The following is a 21350-nucleotide window of genomic DNA, read 5'->3' as shown; positions in this document are numbered from 1 at the left end:
TCTTACTTTTACTTTGTTGGGACTTCCATGAGCCAGACCATCACCCCAAGTCAACTGCAGCAATGGCTGTTCGACGGGCAGGAAATCGCTGTATTCGACGTGCGCGAACACGGGCAATACGGGGAAGCCCACCTGTTCCATGGGGTGAACCTGCCCTATAGCCGCCTGGAGCTGGAAGTACGCCGCCTGGCGCCCAATCCGCAGGTGCGCCTGGTGATCTATGACCAAGATGGCGGTGATGTGGCGGCGCGTGCGGCCGCGCGTTTGCAGGCGCTGGGTTATCGCCGTGTGCATGTGCTGGAAGGTGGCGCGGACGGTTGGCAGGCAGCCGGCTTGCAGCTGTTTGCCGGGGTGCATGTGCCGTCCAAGGCCTTTGGCGAGTTGGTCGAAGAGGCCAGCCACACGCCGCATGTGACTGCTCGGCAATTGGCGCAGTGGCAGGCGCGCGGTGAGCCGCTGGTGGTGTTGGACGGCCGGCCGTTCGACGAGTACCGCAAGATGACCATCCCCGGTTCCATCTGCTGCCCCAACGGCGAGCTCGGTTACCGTGTGCACGACCTGGTGCCGGACGACAGCACGCCTATCGTGGTCAACTGCGCGGGCCGTACCCGCAGCATTATCGGCGCGCAGACGCTGATCAACCTGGGGCTGAAGAACCCGATCTACGCGCTGGAAAACGGCACCCAGGGCTGGTACCTGGAAGACTTGCAACTGGAGCACGGCAGCACGCGGCGATATGCCGACCGGGTCAGCACCGACCTGGCCCAGCAGCGCCAGGCCGCACGCCAGCTGGCCGAACGGGCAGGGGTGGTGACGGTTGCGGCGGACCAGGTGCGTCAGTGGGCTGATGACGCGCAACGCAGCCTGTTCCTGTGTGATGTGCGCACCGCTGAAGAGTTTGCCACCGGCCGCCTGCCGGGCGCGCAACATACGCCGGGCGGGCAGTTGATCCAGTCCACCGACCTGTACATCGGCGTGCGCCAGGCGCGCATTGTGCTGGTGGACAGTGATGGTGTGCGTGCACCGATTGTTGCCAGTTGGCTGCGCCAGTTGGGGCATGAGGCGTATGTATTGAACGGTGGAGTCGACAGCGGCCTGGTGTTGCCGATGTTGCAACCGGTGGCCTATGAGCCGCTGCCGTTGATCAATGCCCAGGCGCTGGCCCTTGAATTGAACGATGTGAACCTGATCGACTTGCGCCCGAGCATGGCGTTTCGCAAAGGTCATATTGCAGGTTCGCGCTGGTCGATTCGCCCGCTGCTCAAAACCGACCATCGCCCGTTGGTGCTGGTAGCGGATGATCCTGCGTTGGCGGCCTTTGCTGCCGAAGGCCTGTCGGCACAATTGCTCGACGGCGGTGTTGCCGCCTGGGCCGCCGCTGGCCTGCCGGTGACTGAAGACTCGCAAAACCCGCCCGACGCGCAGTGCATCGACTTCCTGTTCTTCACCCACGACCGTCACAGCGGCAACAAGGACGCCGCGCGCCAGTACCTGGCCTGGGAAATCGGCCTGTTGGCGCAAATGAGCACGGCGGAAATCGCCAGCCTCAAGCCGTTGGCCGCGCCATCGCGGGTGCGCACCCGGCTGATCCACGCGGCCCGCACCGAAAAAGGCCATGGCGGCCGTGCGGTCAACGTGCCAATCACGCGCGTGAGCACTGTGTTGTTCGACAACCTGGCGCAGATGCGCGACGCCCGTGCCCGCCGTGACAGCGAGCGGGTGCTGACCTACGGCGCGCGCGGCAACCCGACCTCCCACGCCCTCGAAGACCTGGTCACCGAACTGGAAGGTGGCTACCGCACGCGTCTCTATGGTACCGGTCTGGCGGCCGCTGCCCAGGTGTTCCTGGCCTACCTGCGCCCCGGCGATCATGTGTTGATCACCGATGCGGTGTATTCGCCGGTGCGCAAGTTGGCCCGCGAGTTCCTGCAGCCATTCGGGATCGAGGTCGGGTATTTCTCCCCCGAAGGCCAAGACCTGCAAGCGCAGTTGCAAGCCAATACCAAGCTGGTCTACGCCGAAGTGCCAGGTTCGCTGCTCTATGAATTGTGCGACCTGCCGGCGATGGCTGCCTTGTGCAAGCCGCGCAATATCCTGCTGGCCGTGGACAACACCTGGGGCTCGGGCTACCTGTACCGGCCGTTGGCGTTGGGCGCGGATATTTCCATCATGGCCCTCACCAAATACCTCGGCGGCCATAGCGACGTGATGATGGGCAGCGTGTGCACCACCCAGGCAGCCTGGCCGGCGCTGGGCCGCATGAGCGACACCTTTGGCAATGCCGTGAGTGCCGACGATGCCTACCTGATCCTGCGCGGTGCGCGCACCCTGGCGTCGCGCCTGGATGTGCATGAGCGCCAGGCCCTGGACATTGCGTTGTGGCTACAGGCTCAACCCCAGGTCAAGCGCGTGTTCCATCCGGCATTGCCTGGCCACCCTGGTCACGCGTTGTGGCGTCGGGATTTCACCGGCAGCAACGGTTTGCTGTCATTTGAACTGAACAGCCGTGAACCGGCCTACGTCGAGCGTTTTATCGACGGCCTGCAACTGTTCGGGCTGGGTGCTTCATGGGGTGGCTATGAAAGCCTGGTCACCGTGGCCGATACCCAGGACCGCGACAGCGCGGCGGACCGTGCGCTGAACCCGGTGGTGCGCCTGCATATCGGCCTGGAGGATGTGGCGGCGTTGATCGAGGACCTGCAGCGCGGGTTTGCGTTGGCAGGGTGAAGGGAGCGCGCTCCCACGCAAGGTGGGAGCGCGCAACCGGTCAGTGCTTGACCGGCGTCGGCAGGGTCACGAGGTTGACGTAGCCATCCCAGAATTTCTTCTGGTCCACGCCGAACACCACCTTGGCTTTCTGCGTGCCCACAGGGGCGCCTTTCTGGTAGCCCAGTGCGCGGCCGTAGTCGGCTCCGAAGGTGGCATCCACATCTACCCACAGTTCCCGTGATTCGGTGACGATATCCGGATTGACCAGGTACAGCGCCGGCAAGCTGTCCCAGGTAAAGCTGTGGTAGCTCGGGTCCTTGTCGAACAAGGGGCCGAACTCGTGCTTGTACAGATCCGCAATCGCGCCTTTCTGGGCAATCACACGCTGGTACACCGTTTTGTCGAAGGTGACTTTCTCGCACACATCGTTGGGGAAAATCACGTGCTCGATCGGCGCGCGCAATACGATCTTCGCCGCCTCCGGGTCGAACCACCAATTGAATTCCGCCGCCGGCGTGGTGTTGCCCGGGATCTCCAGGGCGCCGCCCATGTACACGATACGCTTGATCAGCGGCACGATATCCGGCGCCGAGCGAATCGCCAGGGCGACGTTGGTCAGCGGGCCGACGGCAAGGATCGTCACCTGGTGCGGGTTGGCGCGCACGCTGTCGACGATGAATTGCGCGGCGGTTTCCTTGCGCAATTGGGTGTGTGTCGCCAGGCCATCAGGTGGCGCGATCAACTGCTTGGGCGAAGTTGGGCGGGGGTTCTTGAATGCCCCCGGCCAGCCGGAACCGAACAGCGCTTTTTCCGCCTCGTAGGTGGCGTAGTCGTGCAGCAGCGGGTAGGCGGCGCCGGAGTAGACGCCCACCTCTTTCTCCACGCCCATGCGTTCCACGGCCTTGAGCGCATCGACCTGTTCCTGGTCGACCCAGGCGTTGCCACTGACCAGGGTCATGCCCAGCAGCTCGATGCGTTTTTGCGCGTGCAACTGGGCGAGCATGATGAAGGCTTGGCCGTCATCGTTGAGCACATTGAAGTCAGTGTCGAAGATGACTTTTTCCGCGGCCTGCGCGGTGCCGGCACATAGGCCGACCGCCACAAGCAACGCACAGCGTTTCAAGAAGCCTTGCATGGTGATTCATCCGAAAAAGTTGTTGTTATCAACGGTTCACCAGTTTCGCCGGCAAGGCGATGACCAGGAAGCTGCTGAGAATCAGGCAGCCAGCGAAAAACCACAAGGCACCGGCACTGCTGCCTGTGACGTCGATCGCAACGCCCATCAACGAGTTGCTCACCAGGCCTGCGATATTCGCCACCGAGCAGGCCAGGGCAAAGCCGGTGGCCGCCGCGGTGCCTTTGAGAAAGGTTGCCGGCAGGCTGAAGAACACCGGCACTGCGCCGATGATCGCCGCCGAGGCAATCGCAAACAGTGCCACGGTGGCTGCCACGTTATGGGTAAAAAAGGTGCTGGTGGCCATGGCCGCTGCGCCGATGAAAAACGGCACGATGATGTGCCAGCGGCGTTCGCGGTGCTTGTCGGAGCTGGCGCCGATCAGCAGCATGCCGAGCAGGGCGGCGACGCTTGGCAGCGCGGTGAGCACGCCGATATGGAAGGTGTCGGTGACCCCGGCGTTGCGGATGAAGGTCGGCATCCAGAAACCCATGGCGTAGGCGCTGAGCAGGATCGAGAAGTCGATACCGCCGAGCATCCAGACCTTGAGGTTGAAGAAGCCGTCACGGAAGCTGTGCTTGCTGCCGGCGCCGTCGGCGTCGTCCTTGCGCAACTCGGTTTCCAGCAGGGCTTTTTCCTCGTCCGACAGCCATTTGGCTTGCTGGTAGGTGTTGGGCAAGGCCCAGAAGGTCAGCACGCCCAGCAACACGCTGGGCACCGCTTCGATCAGGAACAGCCACTGCCAGCCACGCAGCCCGCCCATATGATCGAAGTGGCCCATGATCCAGCCGGATAGCGGGCCGCCGATCACGCTGGACAGCGGCAGGCCGATCATGAACAACGCAATGATGCGCCCACGTCGGTGGGTGGGAAACCAGGTGGTCAGGTAGTACAGCACGCCCGGCAGAAAGCCCGCCTCAGCGGCGCCGAGCAGAAAACGCAGGATGTAGAACTGGGTGGTGGAGGTGACCAGCATCGTGCAAGCCGAGAGCAGGCCCCAGGTGATCATGATGCGTGCGATCCAGATCTTCGCGCCGACCCGTTCCAGCACCAGGTTGCTCGGCACTTCGAACAGGATATAGCCGACAAAAAACAGGCCGGCACCGAGGCCGAACGCGGTTTCGCTGAACTGCAACTGGTCGAGCATCTGCAGTTTGGCGAAGCCGATGTTGATGCGGTCGAGGTAGGCGGCCAGGTAGCAGAAACACAGGAACGGAATCAGTTTCCAGGTGATCTTGTGGTAAAGCGTGTTGACGGGGTCTGCGACCGTGGTCGCGGGCGCTGCATTCGCAATGGGCATTGGGTGTCTCCTGGCGGTGACTTATGGTTTTTATACAGCCGCTTTTGTTCCAGCACTTCGGAGTGCTGTAGAAGCGACTTCCAAAGGCAGTGTCAGAAGACTGAGGGCGGCGGCTGGACACGCTCCATATGGACGCCGGGCTTATGTGGGAGCTGGCTTGCCTGCGATAGCATCGGCGCGGTGTCACTGTTACACCGCAGCGTCTGCATCGCGGGCAAGCCCGGCTCCCACAGGGATCGGTTTCCACTTTTGAATGTGTTCCAAGGCCGGGCCTCAGTTTGTTCAAGACCGCACTCTATGGCGCGGTTCTCAGTACCGTCTTATTGCTCCTTGAATTTGCGCATCGCCTCCTGCTTGCTCACCACGTCGCCATACTTGCTGTCGATATCGAACAGGTTGGCCTCATGGGGGGCCGGGTGCCGGTCGCCGACGCATTCGCGCACGACGATGGTGCGAAACCCGTGTTGCACCGCATCCACCGCCGTGGCGCGGATGCAGCCGCTGGTGGAACAACCGGCCAGCACGACGGTGTCGATGCCTTGGGCATGCAGCATCGGCGCCAGGCTGCTGCCGAAGAACGCACTGGCGTACTGTTTGGTGATCACCACTTCATCGGCCTGGGGCAATACGTCGGCGCAGAACGCCGCCAGTGGGTTGCCTTCGACCATGTCTTTCATCACCGGGGCCTTCTTGACCCAGATGCCACCGTCCACGAAATGGCCGGGATGGTAGCGGATATTGGTGTGCACCACCGCAATCCCGTGCTTGCGTGCGGTGGCCAGCAGCTCGACGCTTTCAGCCACGGCCGTGACCACCCCCGGCGCGAATAGCGGTGCGCCTTCGGTGGTGTAGCCCTGCATGAAGTCGATCATCAGCAGTGCGGCCTTTTTGCCGAAGCCGATGCGGTTGCCCCATACGCCTTGATAGTTGGCGTCGGCGGATTGTTCGCTCATCGTTTCACTCCCCTCAGTAGGCGCCAGAAAGCAGGGCGCCAGCACCGGGAACGATGGGTTCCAGGTCCAGGGCCTTGAGCATGGCGTAGGTGGTGGCGATGGCAGCGGTGAGCACCGGTTTGCCGGTTTGCGCCTCGACCTTGGCCACCACCGGCAACGACTGCATCTGCACGCAGGCCGACAGTACGATCACGTCGACGCCCTCCAGGTTCATGCCGGCGACGATGGCCGGCAGGTTGGCCGGGTCGTGGCGGGCCACTTCAAGGTTGTCCGGAATCTCCAACGCACGCCAGTCCACCACCTCAAAGCCTTCTTCGCGGATGTAGTTCACCACCAGTTCGGTCAGCGGTTTCATGTACGGCGCAACAATCGCGATGCGCTTGGCGCCCATCACTTTCAGGCCTTCGATCAACGCGCCGGCGCTGGTGATCACCGGGGCGTTGGCGTCGTTGTCGGCGGTGGCCTTGCGCAGGCGTTGTTCGGAGTTGCGGTGATAACCCAGGCCCATGGCCATGATCGCCACCAGGCACGCATAACCCAGCACATCGACCTTGGCGTCGGACAGCTCGACGGCGCAACGGTCGGATTCGCCGTCCATGGCCGCCAGTTCTTCCTTGCGCACTTGCTTCATGCGCATGCGGCTGGAGTGAAAGGTAAAACGCTCAGGGCGGATCGCCTGGCGTGCGGTAAGCATCGCCGGTATCTCGGTTTCCATGGTGGTGTTGGAACTGGGCACGATCTGGCCGATGCGGTAAGGCTTCTGCATGGTGGTCTCCATGGTTATTGTTCGAGGAAGTCGCCAAGGGCGTGGAAGAAACCGTCGACGTCATCCCACGGAATCATGTGCCCGGCATTCGGAACGCGGGCCACCTGGATGGCCGGTTGCAGGTCCTGGATTTCGGCAATGTCTTCATCGAGGATCACGCCGCCGCGCCCGGCCACCATCAACAGCGCAGGAGCCTTGAGGCGGGGCAGGTCGTGGTGGAAGTCCACCGTGTGGAAGTCATTGAAGGCGCGCACGATGGCGGGCTCATAGCAGGTGTGCAGCCATTCGGCGCGCAGTTGCAGTTGTTCGTCGGTCCAGGTGGCGCAGAAGGCGCGCATCGCCTCCGCGTCCATGCCCTCCAGGGATTGGCGGATCGAATCGACGTACCACGGCAGCTTGCTCGGGTATTCGCGTCGGCCCGGGCCGGACACCGGCGGGTCGATCAGCACCACGCGGTTGACGCCCTGGGGGTGCAGTACCGCGCTGCGCACGGCAAAGCGCGCGCCCATGGAATGGCCCATCAAATGGTAGCTGTGCAGGTTCAGCGCATCGGCAAAGGCACCGATGTCTGCGGCGCAGGTGTCCGCGCTGTAATCCAGCTCGGCGCCGGTGGACGACAGGCCGCGACCACGCACATCCAGCACGTAGGTGTCGAACTGCGCGCCGAGGCGCTCGGCCACGAAGCCCCAGGTGATCGCCGGGCTGGTGATGCCGGGGATCAGGATCAGCGCCGGGCCCTTGCCGCCATAACGCAGGTAGTGCTGGCGAATGCCATTGGCCTGCACGTTGCCGCCGTAGAGGAAGGTGCTCACGCGGCCACCCCCGATTTGAGTTCCTGGGCGTACAGGTCATAACCGTAGACCCAGGCCGGGTCTTCCTGGGTGCGCAGCCAGGTGTTGGCGTTGGACACCGCTTGTACCCGCGATGCACGTTCCTTGCGGTTGGCTTCGTAGAGCTGGAAGGCGGTGCGGTAGTCGCTGATGCCGGTTTCCTGCAGGCAGCGGGTGAGCATCGCCGCGTCTTCGATGGCCATGCCGGCGCCCTGGGCCATGTGCGGTTTCATCGGGTGGCAGGCGTCGCCGAGCAGCACCAGGCGACCACGGCTCCACAGTGGCAACGGGTTGCGGTTGCGCAGCGGCCATTTGGTCACGCTTTCGGTGGATTCGATCAGGGCCTGGACGGTGGGGTGGTAGCCCTTGAAGGCGTCGAACATCTCGTCGCGGCTGCTGTCGACGAACGCGCCCTGGAAGTCCCATTCGGCATGGGGCACGCCGGTCACGTAGTAGTACTCGTCGCGCTTGCCGGTGGTGTAGTAGACCATCATGTGGCGGTCTTCGGTCCACCATTTGATGCAGTCTTCGAACTTCAGGTCGTACTTGGCCAACTGGTCGCCACGGATCAGCGCACGGTGTGCGACCCAGCCGCTGTACAGCGGTTTTTCCACGCCGAGCAGTTCTTCGCGGATCTTGGAATTGATGCCGTCGGCGCCGATCACGATGTCGGCGTAGGTCACCTGGCCGTCGGCGAAGGTCAGGCGCACTTGGGTGTCGGTTTCTTCAAGGGTTTCCAGGCGCTTGTTGAAGTGCAGGGTGCCGGGCTTGAGGGTGGACATCTGCAGCGCATGCAGGTCGCCACGGTGCACGGTGATGTAGGACGCGCCGTAGCCGGTGAGCGGGATGCGCGAGAGGTAGTCGCCGGTTTCGCCGCAACGGCTGAACCAGTGCTCGGGGTGCGAGCCCATCAGGTCCAGCTGTTTTTCGATGCCCATGCGGCGGAAGATTTTCATGATGTTGGGACCCATGTGGATCCCGGCACCCAAGCGGGAAAACTCCGGCGCCTGCTCATACACATCCACGTCGAAACCAGCTTGCTGCAACAGGGTGGCAGCGGCGGCACCGCCAAGGCCGGCGCCGACGATGGCGATTTTCTGAGTGCTTCCCATGGGGCGTGTTCCTCTCTCTTTTTGATTTTTGGCGGCGTCTGTCCGCAAGGTTTTTAAAGTGTATACGCTCATTTTTTGAAATGGGAAGCCTGCCTGTGCAAATTTATTTTTTGGCCATAATTGTCCTGTGTAACGCGATGTAGCCAATAAATATTGGACTTGTTTCGATAGGTAACGTTTTGGCGCGCCGCTTGCAGTCTGTCCGCAATTCGGGTCTTATCGTTATTAAATGGCGTATACGCTATAAAAATGCACTAGAGTGAAGCGCAGTGCTTGAACTTGGTGCAGGCCCACAGGAGACAGGAAAATGCCGGTAAGCGATTGCGAACTGACCCAGATGTTTGAACACGTGTTGACGCTGTCCAAGGTCGACCCGACCCAGAGCGTTGCCGTGCTCAAGAGCCATTACTCCGACCCGCGCACCGTGCGTGCGGCGATGGACGCTGCGCAGCGCCTGGGGGCCAAGGTGTATGCAGTGGAATTGCCGTCGTTCAACCATCCACGCGCAATGGGCAACGACATGACCGCCTACTGCGGCGACACCGCGCTCACCGGCAATATCGCGGCGCAACGCGCACTGGAAGCCGCCGACCTGATCGTCGACACCATGATGCTGCTGCACTCGCCGGAGCAGGAGCAGATCCTCAAGACTGGCACGCGCATCCTGCTGGCCGTGGAGCCGCCGGAAGTGCTGGCGCGCATGCTGCCCACCGAAGAAGACAAAGTGCGCGTGCTGGCGGCCGAGCAGTTGCTGAAAAAGGCACGCTCAATCCACGTGAAATCCCGCGCCGGCAGTGATTTTCGCGCTGCCCTGGGACAATACCCGTCGGTGACCGAATACGGCTTTGCCGACGAGCCAGGGCGCTGGGACCATTGGCCGAGCGGCTTCCTGTTCTCCTGGCCCAACGAAGAAACCGCCGAAGGCGTGCTGGTGCTGGACATCGGCGACATCCTGCTGCCGTTCAAGACTTACACCCGCGAGAAGATCACCCTGGAGATCGAGAAGGGCTTCATCACCAAGATCCACGGGGGATTCGAGGCCGAGTACCTGCGTGACTACATGAAGTACTTCAACGACCCCGAGGTGTACGGCATCTCCCATATCGGCTGGGGCCTGCAGCCACGGGCGCAGTGGACGGCGATGGGCCTGCACGACAAGAACGATGGCATGTGCATGGACGCGCGGGCGTTCTATGGCAACTTCCTGTTCTCCACCGGGCCGAATACTGAAGTGGGCGGGACGCGCAAGACGCCGTGCCATATGGACATCCCGCTGCGTAATTGCGATGTGTACCTGGATGATGAAGCGGTGGTCATCGCCGGTGATGTGGTTGCGCCGCCAGCCTCCCTGGCCCGCTGACATCCCCCTGTAGGAGCCGGCTTGCCGGCGATGGCGTCCCTGAGCCTAGCGCAAGATTCAGGGCCCTCATCGCCGGCAAGCCGGCTCCTACATGGGTAGGTGTTTGCGGCACATCCCGTTATCATGCCTCCCCATCGCCAGCCATCTTTCGAGCTCCGCCGTGACAGATTCCTACGTCTTTTCTGAACAAGTCGGCCACCTGCTGCGCAAGGCCTACCAGCGCCACCTGGCGATCTTTCAGCAGAATGTCGGCGATTCCCAGCTCACTGCCGTGCAGTTCGTGACCCTGTGCGCGCTGCGCGATCACGGTGCAAGTTCGCTGACCGAGCTGGTCAAGGCGACGGCCGTGGACCAGGCGACCATTCGCGGCATCGTCGAACGGCTCAAGGCCAAGGAACTGATCAGCCTGGAACCGGACCCGCAGGACAAGCGCAAAGTGGTGGTGGACTTGTCCCCGGCAGGCGCCGAACTGGTGGCCCAGACCGCACCCCGCGCCGCGCAGATCAGCGAATTGACCATGAGCAACCTCAACCCCGCCGAACGGGTTGCGGTGCTGTTCCTGCTGCGCAAAATGATCGACGACCCGCAGGAATAATCGTGTTGAGCGGGCTTGCCCCGCGCTGGGGCGCGAAGCGGCCCTGAAACTAGACACCGCCATTCATCTGGAAGCACTCGGTGGCATTATTGGGGCGGCTTCGCCACCCAGCGCGGGGCAAGCCCGCTCACCACAGGGTATCTATCCGCCTTCTGGCACCGCTTTTGCTTTGAGTTCATGTAGTAGCCACTTCATCCGTCAAGTGTGTCGTGAGACCCCAGGTCCGCGACGCTTTTTTTTGACTATTTGATGTAGTGACCACTTCACCAACTGTTACGGGCGAAGCGAATGATCAGCCAGCACATCACGGTAACGCTTGAGGTCAATGGGCAAAAAAGCGACGTCAGCGCCATGGCGGACACGCCGCTTTTGCTGGTGCTGCGCAATGACCTGCAACTCAATGGCCCCAAATACGGCTGCGGCCTCGGGGAGTGTGGTGCATGCACTGTGATCATCGATGGGGTGGCGGCCCGTTCCTGTGTGTTTCCGTTGTCGGGCGCCGCAGGCCGCGAGATTGTCACCCTGGAAGGCCTGGGCACGCGCCAAGTGCCACACCCGGTGCAGCAGGCCTTTATCGATGAGCAGGCGGCGCAATGCGGCTACTGCCTCAACGGCATGATCATGACCACCAAGGCCTTGCTCGACCGTAACCCCAACCCCAGCGAAGCCGAGGTGCGCTACGCGCTGTCGGGCAACCTCTGCCGTTGTGGCACCCATATCGAAATCCTGCGCGCCGTGCTGCGTGCGGCCCGCCTGATGACTGTGGATTGATGACCATGATCGACACACCGCTTTCCCGTGACCAGTGGCTGGCCAAGGCCGGCGTATTGTTGATCGTCGATGATGTGCTGCCGCCTTCGGGGCCGGTGGCCAAGGGTGGCACCCCCACCGTGAAACCCAAGGAACTGGGGCTGTTCATTGCGGTGAACGACGACGGCCTGGTGTATGCGTTCAATGGCCATGTGGACCTGGGCACCGGCATTCGCACCGCGTTGGCGCAGATTGTCGCCGAAGAACTGGACCTGGCGATGGACCAGGTAAAGATGGTGCTCGGCGACACTGAGCGCGTACCCAACCAGGGCGCGACCATTGCCAGCGCCACGCTGCAGATTTCCGCAGTGCCCCTGCGCAATGCGGCAGCCGAGGCGCGGCGGTTTCTCCTGGCGCGGGCGGCGGGGCGCTGGGGCGTGAGTACCGGCAGTCTTAAGGTCGACGCCGGCGTTATCCAGGCCGCTGACGGGCGCACCACCACCTACAGCGAACTGGTCAGCGGCCAGCATGACCAACTGCGCATCAGCGGCGATGCCCCGCTGAAAGCCGTCGAGGACTACCGCCTGGTAGGCAAGGGCGCCGCACGCGTGGATATCCCCGGCAAAGCCACTGGCGAGCTGACCTACGTACATGACATGCGCGTGCCGGGCATGCTCCATGGCCGGGTGATTCGCCCGCCGTATGCCGGGCTTGATTGCGGCGACTTTGTCGGCAACACCCTGTTGAGTGTGGATGAAGCGTCCATCGCACACATCCCTGGCGTGGTCGCGGTGGTGGTGATCCGCGATTTCGTGGGGGTGGTGGCGTTGCGGGAAGAGCAGGCGATCAAGGCGGCCGCCGACCTGCAGGTGCAGTGGAAACCCTGGAACAACGCCTTGCCGGACATGAGCGATGTCGAGCAGGCCATCCGCGACAACCCCCGTGTGCGCCGCACCGTCCTCGACCAGGGCGACGTGGATGCAGCCCTGGCCAATGCCAGCCAACGCATGGCGCGCAGTTACCTATGGCCGTACCAGATGCATGGCTCGATCGGTCCGTCTTGCAGCGTGGCGGATTACTCGCCGGCCGGCAGCCGGGTATGGTCGGGCAGCCAGAACCCGCACCTGTTGCGCGCCGACCTGGCGTGGTTGCTGGAATGCGAAGAAGGCCTGATCGATGTGATCCGCATGGAGGCTGCCGGCTGTTATGGGCGCAATTGCGCCGACGATGTGTGCGCCGATGCCTTGCTGTTGTCCCGTGCGGTCGGCAAGCCGGTGCGTGTGCAGCTGACCCGCGAGCAGGAGCATCTGTGGGAGCCCAAGGGCACCGCGCAATTGATGGATGTGGACGGCGGCCTCAACGCCGATGGCAGCATCGCCGCCTACGACTTTGAAACCAGTTACCCCTCCAATGGCGCGCCGACCCTGGCACTGTTGCTGACCGGCCGCGTCGAGCCGGTGGCGGCGATGTTCGAAATGGGCGACCGCACCTCCATCCCGCCCTACGACATCGACAACCTGCGCGTGACCATCAACGACATGGCGCCCATCGTGCGGGCCTCGTGGATGCGTGGCGTATCGGCCTTGCCCAACACCTTTGCCCACGAATCCTATATTGACGAGCTGGCCTTCGCCGCCGGCGTCGACCCGGTGGAATACCGCCTGCGTTACCTCAAGGACGAGCGCGCCATCGACCTGGTGAAATCCACCGCCGAACGCGCCAACTGGGCACCGCGCACCGCGCCGATGCAAACCGACAACGAGGACCATCTGCTGCGTGGCCGTGGCTTTGCCTACGCGCGCTACATCCACAGCAAGTTCCCGGGGTTCGGCGCGGCCTGGGCAGCGTGGGTGGCGGATGTGGCCATCGACAAGCAGACCGGCGATGTGTCGGTGACGCGTGTGGTGATCGGCCACGATTCGGGGATGATGATCAACCCGACCGGGGTGCAGCACCAGATCCACGGCAACGTGATCCAGTCCACCAGCCGTGTGCTGAAGGAGCGGGTGACGTTTGAAGAGTCGACGGTGGCGAGCAAGGAGTGGGGCGGCTATCCGATCCTGACCTTCCCCGAAGTGCCGAAGATCGACGTGATGATGATGCCGCGCCAGGACCAGCCGCCGATGGGCGCCGGTGAGTCGGCGTCGGTGCCCAGCGCGGCGGCAATCGCCAATGCCATCTACGACGCCACCGGCATTCGGTTTCGCGAATTGCCGATCACCCCGGAGCGCGTGCTGGCGGCACTGAATGCCGCGACCCTGGGTGAACCGGCCAAGTCGCCGCAAAAACGCAGGAAGTGGTGGTTCGGCGCGCTGTTCGCCACCCTGGGCGCGGTGCTGGCGACAGCCTGGCCGTTCCACAATGAAATCGCTCCGATTGCTCCGCCCGGTGCCGGCACCTGGTCCAAGGCCACCCTGGAGCGCGGGCGTTTACTGGCGGCGGTGGGGGATTGCGCGGTGTGCCACACGGCGCCCGGCGGTGCGACCAATGCCGGTGGGCTGGCCATGGAAACGCCGTTCGGCACGCTGTACAGCAGCAACATCACCCCGGACGTGAAGACCGGAATCGGCGCCTGGTCGTACCCGGCCTTCGAGCGGGCGATGCGCGACGGTATTGGCCGTGACGGGCGCAACCTGTACCCGGCGTTTCCCTACACGGCGTTTCGCAATATCAATGAGGCGGACATGCAGGCGCTGTATGCCTACCTGATGTCCCAGGCGCCGGTGAGCCAGGCGCCGACGCCAAATGCCATGCGCTTTCCGTTCAATATCCGGCCATTGATGGCGGGGTGGAACGCCCTGAATCTTCGGCGCGGTGAAATCACGCCGCAGCCTGAACGCGGCGAGCAATGGAACCGTGGGAATTACCTGGTCAATGGCCTGGGCCACTGCGCCGCGTGCCATTCGCCACGTAACCTGCTGGGCGCGGAGAAGGGCGGCAAGGCGTTCCTGGCGGGCGGCAGGGTCGACGGCTGGGAGGCGCCGGCGTTGACGGGGCTGTCGAAGGCGCCGACGCCGTGGACCGAAGATCAACTGTTTACTTACCTGAGCACTGGCTATTCCGATGCCCACGGCGTAGCGGCAGGCCCGATGGGGCCGGTGGTGGGTGAGTTGTCGAAATTGCCCAAGGCGGATATCCGCGCCATGGCGGTGTACCTGGCGTCGCTTAACAGCGAAGCGGCGGCCGAGGCCCAGGTGGCCGCTGCCGTTACCGTGCCAAATCCCAATGGCCGGCGGGTGTTCGAAGGCTCATGCAAGGCCTGCCATGCCGACGGCCTGGGGCCGAAATTGTTTGGGGTAAGCCCGTCGTTGGCGACCAACACCAATGTGCACAGCGATCAGCCGGATAATTTGATCAAGGTAATTCTGCAAGGCATCAGCAACCCGGCGACCAAGGACCTGGGGTATATGCCGGGGTTCAAGGACAGTTTGTCCAATAGCCAGGTGGCGGATTTGGTGGCCTACCTACGCGGCAAGTTCGCGCCGAATGCGCCACAGTGGAGTGGCTTGGAACAGAAGGTCGCCCACCTGCGCGCCAACCCCGGTACCCACTGACACTGCGCGATAAAAACTGTGGGAGCGGGCTTGCTCGCGAATGCGGTTGTCCAGTCAACCTCTGCAGCGACTGGCACTCCGCGTTCGCGAGCAAGCCCGCTCCCACCTTTGGATTGCGTTTCTACAGGGGGAGGGGAGATACCCCACGCACCACCAAATCACTGATAAACCCCAGCCAATCCTGCTGCTGCCCCTTGTCCGCCAGGTCTTCTCCAAGGAACGAACTCAGCGTGTGCCGGTTGGAGTTATAGAAGTAGCACAGTGACGCAATCATCAAGTACACGTGCTTGAGGTCCACATCCTGGCGAAACACGCCCTGGGCCTGGCCGGCTTCGATGATCGGCTTAAGCACGCCCACGGCTTCCCCCGACAACCTGCGCATCTCGCCAGACTGCTGGGCATGTTTGCCCTGGTGCAGGTTCTCGATGCTCAGGATCGCCACGAATTCCGGGTGTTTGACGTAGTAGTTCCAGATAAACGCCACCAGGTCACGCAGGGCCTGCTCCGGTGCGTCGAGGTTGAGCTTGAGCTTGCTTTCGGCTTTGTTGAACTGCTCGTAGGTGTGTTCCAGCACGCAGACAAACAGGTGTTCCTTGCTGCCGAAATAGTAATAGAGCATGCGGTCGTTGGAGTCGGCTTCCTTGGAGATGGTGTCGACGCGCCCGCCGGAATAACCGTCGCGGGTGAACACCTTGACCGCCGCCTGGAGGATGCGCGCGCGGGTCTGGTCGGCCTGTTGGGCACGGATGCCGGTCTTCTTGATCGCCATGTCAAAGGGGCCTTGCAAGACAGTCTGGGCGCGAAATATAGCATGGGGTTTTTCGGGTCCGTTCTGTGACCGACAAGTTCTGTAATAAAAACGCCATTGCGCTGGGGATTCAATCCGCGCCGGGCTATTTTGGTGCGTCTTAATAACTAGAGTAGCCATGGATGAAATACCAACCCTTCAGCCGTACCTTGATTGCCACCACCCTGGTGTTGACGGTCAGTGGTGTACACGCCGCGTCCCAGGCCCCGGTGGCCGGTGAAAATGGCATGGTGGTAACGGCCCAGCATTTGGCAACTCATGTCGGCGTGGATGTGCTCAAGGCCGGCGGCAATGCGGTCGATGCGGCCGTGGCCGTGGGTTACGCACTGGCCGTGGTCTACCCTGCGGCGGGTAACCTGGGCGGCGGTGGCTTTATGACCGTGCAACTGGCGGACGGGCGCAAGACCTTCCTCGACTTCCGCGAAAAAGCCCCGCTGGCGGCCACCGCCAATATGTACCTGGATAAAGACGGCAACGTCATCGAAGGCCTCAGCGCCAAAGGCCACCTGGCCGTGGGTGTACCGGGCACCGTGTCGGGGATGGAACTGGCCCTGAGCAAATACGGCACCCTCAAGCGCGCCCAGGTCATCGCCCCGGCGATCAAACTGGCCGAAAACGGCTTTGCCCTGGAGCAGGGCGATATCGACCTGTTGCACACTGCTACCGGCGAGTTCGAAAAAGACAAGGACATGCGCGGCATCTTCCTGCACAACGGCCAGCCAATGCAGGTGGGCCAGAAGCTGGTGCAGAAAGACCTGGCCAAGACCCTCAAGGAAATCTCGGCCAAGGGCAGCGACGGTTTCTATAAAGGCTGGGTCGCCAAAGCCCTGGTGGACTCCAGCCAGGCCGGCAAGGGCATCATCACCCAGGCTGACCTCGACAAGTACAAGACCCGCGAGTTGGCGCCCATCGAGTGCGACTACCGTGGCTACCACGTGGTCTCGGCACCGCCTCCGAGCTCCGGTGGCGTGGTGATCTGCCAGATCATGAACATCCTCGAAGGCTACCCGATGGCCGACCTCGGCTATCACTCGGCCCAGGGCCTGCACTACCAGATCGAAGCCATGCGCCACGCCTACGTGGACCGCAACAGCTACCTCGGCGACCCGGACTTCGTGAAGAACCCGATCGAGCACCTGCTGGACAAAAACTACGCGGCAAAACTGCGCGACGCCATCGAACCGCAAAAAGCCGGTGACTCCCAGGCGATCAAGCCGGGCGTGTCGCCCCATGAAGGCAATAACACCACCCACTATTCCATCGTCGACAAGTGGGGCAACGCAGTGTCGGTTACCTACACTCTCAATGACTGGTTCGGTGCGGGCGTGATGGCGAGCAAGACCGGGGTGATCCTCAACGATGAAATGGACGACTTCACCGTCAAGGTCGGCGTGCCGAACATGTACGGTCTGGTCCAGGGTGAAGCCAACGCCATCGCACCCGGCAAGGCGCCGCTGTCGTCGATGAGCCCGACCATCGTGACCAAGGACGGCAAGGCCGTGATGGTGGTCGGCACGCCGGGTGGCAGCCGCATCATTACCGCGACCTTGCTGACCATCCTGAATGTCATCGACTACAAGATGAACATCCAGGAAGCCGTGGATGCGCCGCGTTTCCACCAGCAATGGATGCCGGAAACCACCAACCTGGAGACCTTCGCGGTCAGCCCGGATACCCAGAAGATCCTCGAAAGCTGGGGCCACAAGTTTGCCGGGCCTCAGGATGCCAACCACCTGGCGGCGATCCTGGTCGGTGCGCCGTCCCTGGGTGGCAAGCCGGTGGGTAACAACCGTTTCTATGGGGCGAATGATCCGCGTCGCAACACCGGGCTGTCGCTCGGCTATTAAGGCCTGACGCAGTAAAAAAACTGTTGGATTGAACATCCGTTCCTCTCCAGGGCTCTACCCCAAGAGCCCTGGAAGGACCGGACCCCATGAAAGCCCTGAAAATCGCCACCTTCAATATCAACGGCATTCGTGCCCGGCTGCCGAACCTGCTGCAATGGCTGGCGCGGGAACAGCCCGATGTGGTGTGCCTGCAGGAGCTAAAGGCCCCCGAAAGCTTATTCCCCTATGCTGACTTCGAAGCGGCCGGCTATGGAGCGATCTGCCTGGGGCAAGCGTCCTGGAACGGGGTAGCGATCCTGGCGCGGGATGCCCAGCCGCTGGAGAGTCGGCGCGGTTTGCCCGGTGATGACAGCGACACGCAAAGCCGCTATATCGAGGCCGCCGTGCATGGCGTACTGGTCGGCTGCCTGTATTTGCCCAACGGCAACCCGCAACCCGGGCCGAAGTTTGAGTACAAGTTGGCGTGGTTCGAGCGCTTGATTGCCTATGCAAAAGCGCTGCAAGCCAGTGAGCATCCGGTGCTCCTGGCCGGGGATTTCAATGTGGTGCCCACTGACCTGGATATCTACAACCCGCGTTCCTGGCTCAAGGATGCCTTGCTCCAACCGCAAAGCCGCGAGGCTTACCAGCGCCTGCTGGACCAAGGGTGGACCGATTCGGTGCGCCACCTGTACCCCGAGGCGCGCGTCTATACCTTCTGGGATTACTTCCGCCAGCACTGGCAAACCAATTCAGGCCTGCGCATCGATCACCTGTTGCTCAACCCGGCGCTCGCGCCTTATCTGAAAGACGCCGGCGTGGATGCCTGGGTGCGCAACGAGCCCCACGCCAGCGACCATGCGCCGACGTGGATTCAACTGGGCACACGTAAAAAACGCTAACGGCTGCGGATCAGTTCGAGGGCTTCGGTCTTGCCCAGGGGCTGCTGCATGCGTTGTGACAGGCGCGCCATCGCTTGCGGGTGTGCGCAGGCGATCACCGCTTCCACCTGGTCGTCATGGCAGAGCAGGGCGATGAAATCATGCTGTTGCAGGTCGCCTTCCAGGTGCAGTCGGTTCCAGTGCTGCGGGTGGCCGAGCACCTCGAAGGTCTTGTCGAAGTGATAGGTCCAGAAGAACGGCACGTCGGCGTACACCTGGGTGTCACCGAGCATAGTGCGCGCCGCCAGCACGCCGAGCTGTTGGGCCAGGCGCCAGTGTTCGATGCGCGTGGGTTGGTGCTGCCAGGGGAAGGTCACGTTGTCGCCGGCGGCCCAGAGGGCCGGCGCAGCCTGCAGTTGATCATCGACGACAAGTGATTGGTCCTCGGCTTTGGTAACGCCGTCGATAAAACCTGTGGCGGGTGTTACGCCGACGCCCATCAACACCAGGTCGGCCGCCAGGCGATTGCCGTTTTTCAACAGCACCGTACTGACGGCGCCATGCCCGTCCAGGCGTTCGGGCTCGGTGTTGCTGTGAAAGATCACGCCGTGGTCTTCGTGCAACTGGCGCAGGGCGCCGCCGATGCGCTTGCCCAGTTGCGCTGCCAGCGGGATGGTGTGGCGGCTGACCACCTGCACAACCAGGCCGCGTTGACGCAGGGCCGACGCCGCCTCCAGGCCGATAAAACTGTCACCGATGATCACCGCGCAGGTGGCGTGTTCTGCGGCCGCGCTGATACGCGCGGCGTCTTCGCGGCTGCGCAGCACGAACACGTTATTGAGCTGGGCACCGGGGATATCCAGGGGGTGTGCGTTGCCACCGGTGGCGACCAGTGCGGCGTCGTAGTCGAACTGGCGGCCATCAGCCAATTCGATGCGCTTGCCGATGGCGTCCAGGCGCTGCACTTCGCCGTGAATGTTCGCGCTCTCGTCCAGCAGGGGCGGGGTGTCCTCGGCTGCCATTTCACCGGCAATCACGAATTTGCTCAGGGCGGTGCGATCGTAGGCGGGCTGCTGTTCGCGGTCGATCCACAGCAAGCGCCCGGCAAACCCGTGGCGTTTGAGGGTGGCCACGGCGGCGGCACCGGCGGCGCCTGCACCGATCACGGCAAAACAGCGGGTGTCCTCGCGGGGCTGCGTGGGCTCGGCGCTGATGGGCTCGTCACCGACACTTACCACGCCATCGTGAACCTGTACCGGGTATTGCCTGAGCCCGACCAGCGCCGGCGGTTCCTGCACGGCGCCGCTGTCCACGGCGAACGCGGCCTTGTGCCAGGGACACACGATGCGGCCTGCGCAGATCACGCCTTTTTCCAGCGGCGCACCCGCGTGCGGGCAGTCGGCCTGGAAGGCCCGGACCTGGTCACCGACGCGGACCAGCAACATGGGGTGCGTCGCGGTCTCGACACGCACACCCCGGTTTTCAGGCAGGTTGATCAGGCGGGCAACGATACGCATATTCATGGGCCAGTCTCCTTTAGAAGGTTGACTGACGGGCAGGGCGATGAACTGCGTCGGCCCGATGGTCGGTCGCTACGCCAATAACTTCGCCACAGCCGCGAAGGCCATGACGCGGCGCTGTGCCCAATCTCCACCGATCACCACGCACGGTTGGTGGTGATGCCGCATCCAGTCCAGGCTGGCCTGGAAAAACGCCTGGCGGTCCGCCAGTTCCGGTTGGCAGCGTTGGCCGTCGGCGGTCCACTCCACATCCTCCGGCGAGAGCAGCAGGTGCAGGTCGTAGTGACGTGCCAGCAGTTCACTGTCGAGCCAGGCCGGGCAGTCACCGAACAGGGTTTGGCTCCAGAGTCTGTTGGTCAGCAGGTGCGTGTCGAGGATCAGCAACTGCGGCTGCTTGGCGCGCGCGGCGTCTTCCCAGGCCAGTTGGCCACGGGCGATGTCCGGGATGTCGGCCAGGGTGGTGTCGCGTTGATGGTGATCGATGAAGTGCCGCACGTATTCGCCCACCATCAGCCCGCCGAACTGCGCGTGCAGCTGCGCCGCCAGCCAGCTTTTACCGCTGGATTCCGGGCCGGCCAGTACCACCACCTTCATGCGTGCAGCGCCGGGTCGGTGCGCCATTCACGCCAACCTTGCACGGCAATCACAGTAAACAGCGCGTAGAGCGCGGCGGTAAGGTAAAGGCCTTTGTAGAGGAACAGCCCGACGAAGATCACATCCACGGCAATCCACAGCGGCCAGCACTGCACGCGCTTTTGCGCCATCCACATTTGCGCCACCAGGCTGAAACCGGTGAGGGCGGCGTCGAGCCAGGGTTGCGCGGCGTCGGTCCAGTGCGCCATGGCGGCGCCGAGCAACAGGCTGCCGAGGGCGCCCACCGCCAGGCTGGCGAGGATGGCCGGCACGCCCAGACTGGTGACCTGCCGGCCCTGCTTGACCGCGCCGGCGCGGGTCCACTGCCACCAACCGTAGACCTGCAGCGCGGCATAGACCACCTGCAAGAGCATGTCGGAATAGAGTTTCACGTCAAAGAACACCCAAGTGTACAGCAACACCATTACCAGCCCGATGGGCCAGCACCATGGGTTCTGCTTGACCGTCAGCCAGACGGCGATCACCCCAAGGGCGGCGGCGAACAGTTCAAGCCCGGACATGAGGGTTCCTTGGGAGCGTGGGAGAGGGCGGGGATTGTAACCAAAGATGATCATTTGT

At 63.0% G+C, this 21350-nt stretch carries 17 protein-coding genes; 7 read left to right on the top strand and 10 right to left on the bottom strand.

Features of this window, described 5'->3' with window-relative positions; translation table 11 throughout:
* The first annotated feature begins 27 nt into the window (after nt 1-27).
* Complete coding sequence (gene metC, locus AC0IYN_RS26780; protein WP_471844122.1) at nt 28-2727, top strand: cystathionine beta-lyase; 2700 nt, start codon at nt 28-30, stop codon at nt 2725-2727.
* Between the two features lie 40 nt (nt 2728-2767).
* Here metC and AC0IYN_RS26775 read toward each other — a convergent pair whose 3' ends face one another.
* The 6 genes from AC0IYN_RS26775 to AC0IYN_RS26750 all read right to left on the bottom strand — a co-directional run bounded on the left by AC0IYN_RS26775 (nt 2768) and on the right by AC0IYN_RS26750 (nt 8844).
* Nucleotides 2768-3844, bottom strand: coding sequence for a nucleoside hydrolase (locus tag AC0IYN_RS26775; protein ID WP_406599483.1), 1077 nt, complete (start codon nt 3842-3844; stop codon nt 2768-2770).
* A 28-nt stretch (nt 3845-3872) separates the two neighbouring features.
* Nucleotides 3873-5183 (bottom strand): MFS transporter, encoded by a 1311-nt coding sequence (locus AC0IYN_RS26770; RefSeq protein WP_406599484.1) that lies wholly within the window; start codon nt 5181-5183, stop codon nt 3873-3875.
* Nucleotides 5184-5503: 320 nt separating this feature from the next.
* Nucleotides 5504-6136, bottom strand: coding sequence for an N-carbamoylsarcosine amidohydrolase (locus AC0IYN_RS26765; RefSeq protein WP_078048279.1), 633 nt, complete (start codon nt 6134-6136; stop codon nt 5504-5506).
* Nucleotides 6137-6149: 13 nt separating this feature from the next.
* Nucleotides 6150-6902, bottom strand: coding sequence for a maleate cis-trans isomerase family protein (locus AC0IYN_RS26760; protein ID WP_010210656.1), 753 nt, complete (start codon nt 6900-6902; stop codon nt 6150-6152).
* Between the two features lie 14 nt (nt 6903-6916).
* On the bottom strand, nt 6917-7714 hold the full coding sequence (locus AC0IYN_RS26755) for an alpha/beta fold hydrolase (protein WP_457267643.1): 798 nt from the start codon (nt 7712-7714) through the stop codon (nt 6917-6919).
* Nucleotides 7711-8844: an FAD-dependent monooxygenase gene (locus tag AC0IYN_RS26750; protein ID WP_457239803.1), complete on the bottom strand. Its 1134-nt coding sequence runs from the start codon at nt 8842-8844 to the stop codon at nt 7711-7713. The genes AC0IYN_RS26755 and AC0IYN_RS26750 overlap by 4 nt, the downstream gene beginning before the upstream one ends.
* A gap of 307 nt (nt 8845-9151) precedes the next feature.
* Between AC0IYN_RS26750 and AC0IYN_RS26745 the strand changes: the two genes are divergently transcribed.
* From AC0IYN_RS26745 to AC0IYN_RS26730, 4 genes are all read left to right on the top strand, one after another.
* The gene (locus AC0IYN_RS26745) at nt 9152-10204 is read left to right on the top strand and encodes a 2,5-dihydroxypyridine 5,6-dioxygenase (protein ID WP_078048281.1); all 1053 of its coding nucleotides are present in this window, start codon (nt 9152-9154) and stop codon (nt 10202-10204) included.
* A 160-nt stretch (nt 10205-10364) separates the two neighbouring features.
* Complete coding sequence (locus AC0IYN_RS26740) at nt 10365-10799, top strand: MarR family winged helix-turn-helix transcriptional regulator (RefSeq protein ID WP_471844117.1); 435 nt, start codon at nt 10365-10367, stop codon at nt 10797-10799.
* Between the two features lie 288 nt (nt 10800-11087).
* Nucleotides 11088-11570, top strand: a complete 483-nt coding sequence (locus AC0IYN_RS26735) for a (2Fe-2S)-binding protein (RefSeq protein ID WP_471844115.1) — start codon at nt 11088-11090, stop codon at nt 11568-11570.
* A gap of 5 nt (nt 11571-11575) precedes the next feature.
* Nucleotides 11576-15103, top strand: coding sequence for a molybdopterin cofactor-binding domain-containing protein (locus AC0IYN_RS26730; protein WP_471844113.1), 3528 nt, complete (start codon nt 11576-11578; stop codon nt 15101-15103).
* A 121-nt stretch (nt 15104-15224) separates the two neighbouring features.
* Here AC0IYN_RS26730 and AC0IYN_RS26725 read toward each other — a convergent pair whose 3' ends face one another.
* Nucleotides 15225-15872, bottom strand: a complete 648-nt coding sequence (locus tag AC0IYN_RS26725; protein WP_458375198.1) for a TetR/AcrR family transcriptional regulator — start codon at nt 15870-15872, stop codon at nt 15225-15227.
* A gap of 161 nt (nt 15873-16033) precedes the next feature.
* Here AC0IYN_RS26725 and ggt point away from each other — a divergent pair, with 161 nt between their 5' ends.
* Nucleotides 16034-17758 (top strand): gamma-glutamyltransferase, encoded by a 1725-nt coding sequence (gene ggt, locus AC0IYN_RS26720; RefSeq protein ID WP_471844111.1) that lies wholly within the window; start codon nt 16034-16036, stop codon nt 17756-17758.
* Between the two features lie 86 nt (nt 17759-17844).
* Entirely contained in the window at nt 17845-18639 is a 795-nt protein-coding gene (locus AC0IYN_RS26715) for an exodeoxyribonuclease III (RefSeq protein ID WP_457249165.1), read from the top strand.
* On the opposite strand, the gene AC0IYN_RS26710 is transcribed toward AC0IYN_RS26715, so the two are convergent.
* The 3 genes from AC0IYN_RS26710 to pnuC all read right to left on the bottom strand — a co-directional run bounded on the left by AC0IYN_RS26710 (nt 18636) and on the right by pnuC (nt 21292).
* A complete protein-coding gene (locus tag AC0IYN_RS26710; RefSeq protein ID WP_471844109.1) occupies nt 18636-20141 on the bottom strand; it encodes an FAD-dependent oxidoreductase in 1506 nt (501 codons plus the stop codon). The two genes, AC0IYN_RS26715 and AC0IYN_RS26710, sit on opposite strands and share 4 nt — an antisense overlap.
* 69 nt (nt 20142-20210) lie before the next feature.
* On the bottom strand, nt 20211-20732 hold the full coding sequence (locus AC0IYN_RS26705; RefSeq protein ID WP_471844832.1) for an AAA family ATPase: 522 nt from the start codon (nt 20730-20732) through the stop codon (nt 20211-20213).
* Nucleotides 20729-21292 carry a nicotinamide riboside transporter PnuC gene (pnuC, locus tag AC0IYN_RS26700; protein WP_252994129.1) on the bottom strand — a complete coding sequence of 188 codons (564 nt, stop codon included), beginning with the start codon at nt 21290-21292 and terminating at the stop codon, nt 20729-20731. The genes AC0IYN_RS26705 and pnuC overlap by 4 nt, the downstream gene beginning before the upstream one ends.
* Nucleotides 21293-21350 lie beyond the last annotated feature (58 nt).

It is taken from the genome of Pseudomonas sp. AC112 (assembly GCF_979253545.1).
This window is presented reverse-complemented; position numbering and strand designations above follow the sequence as displayed.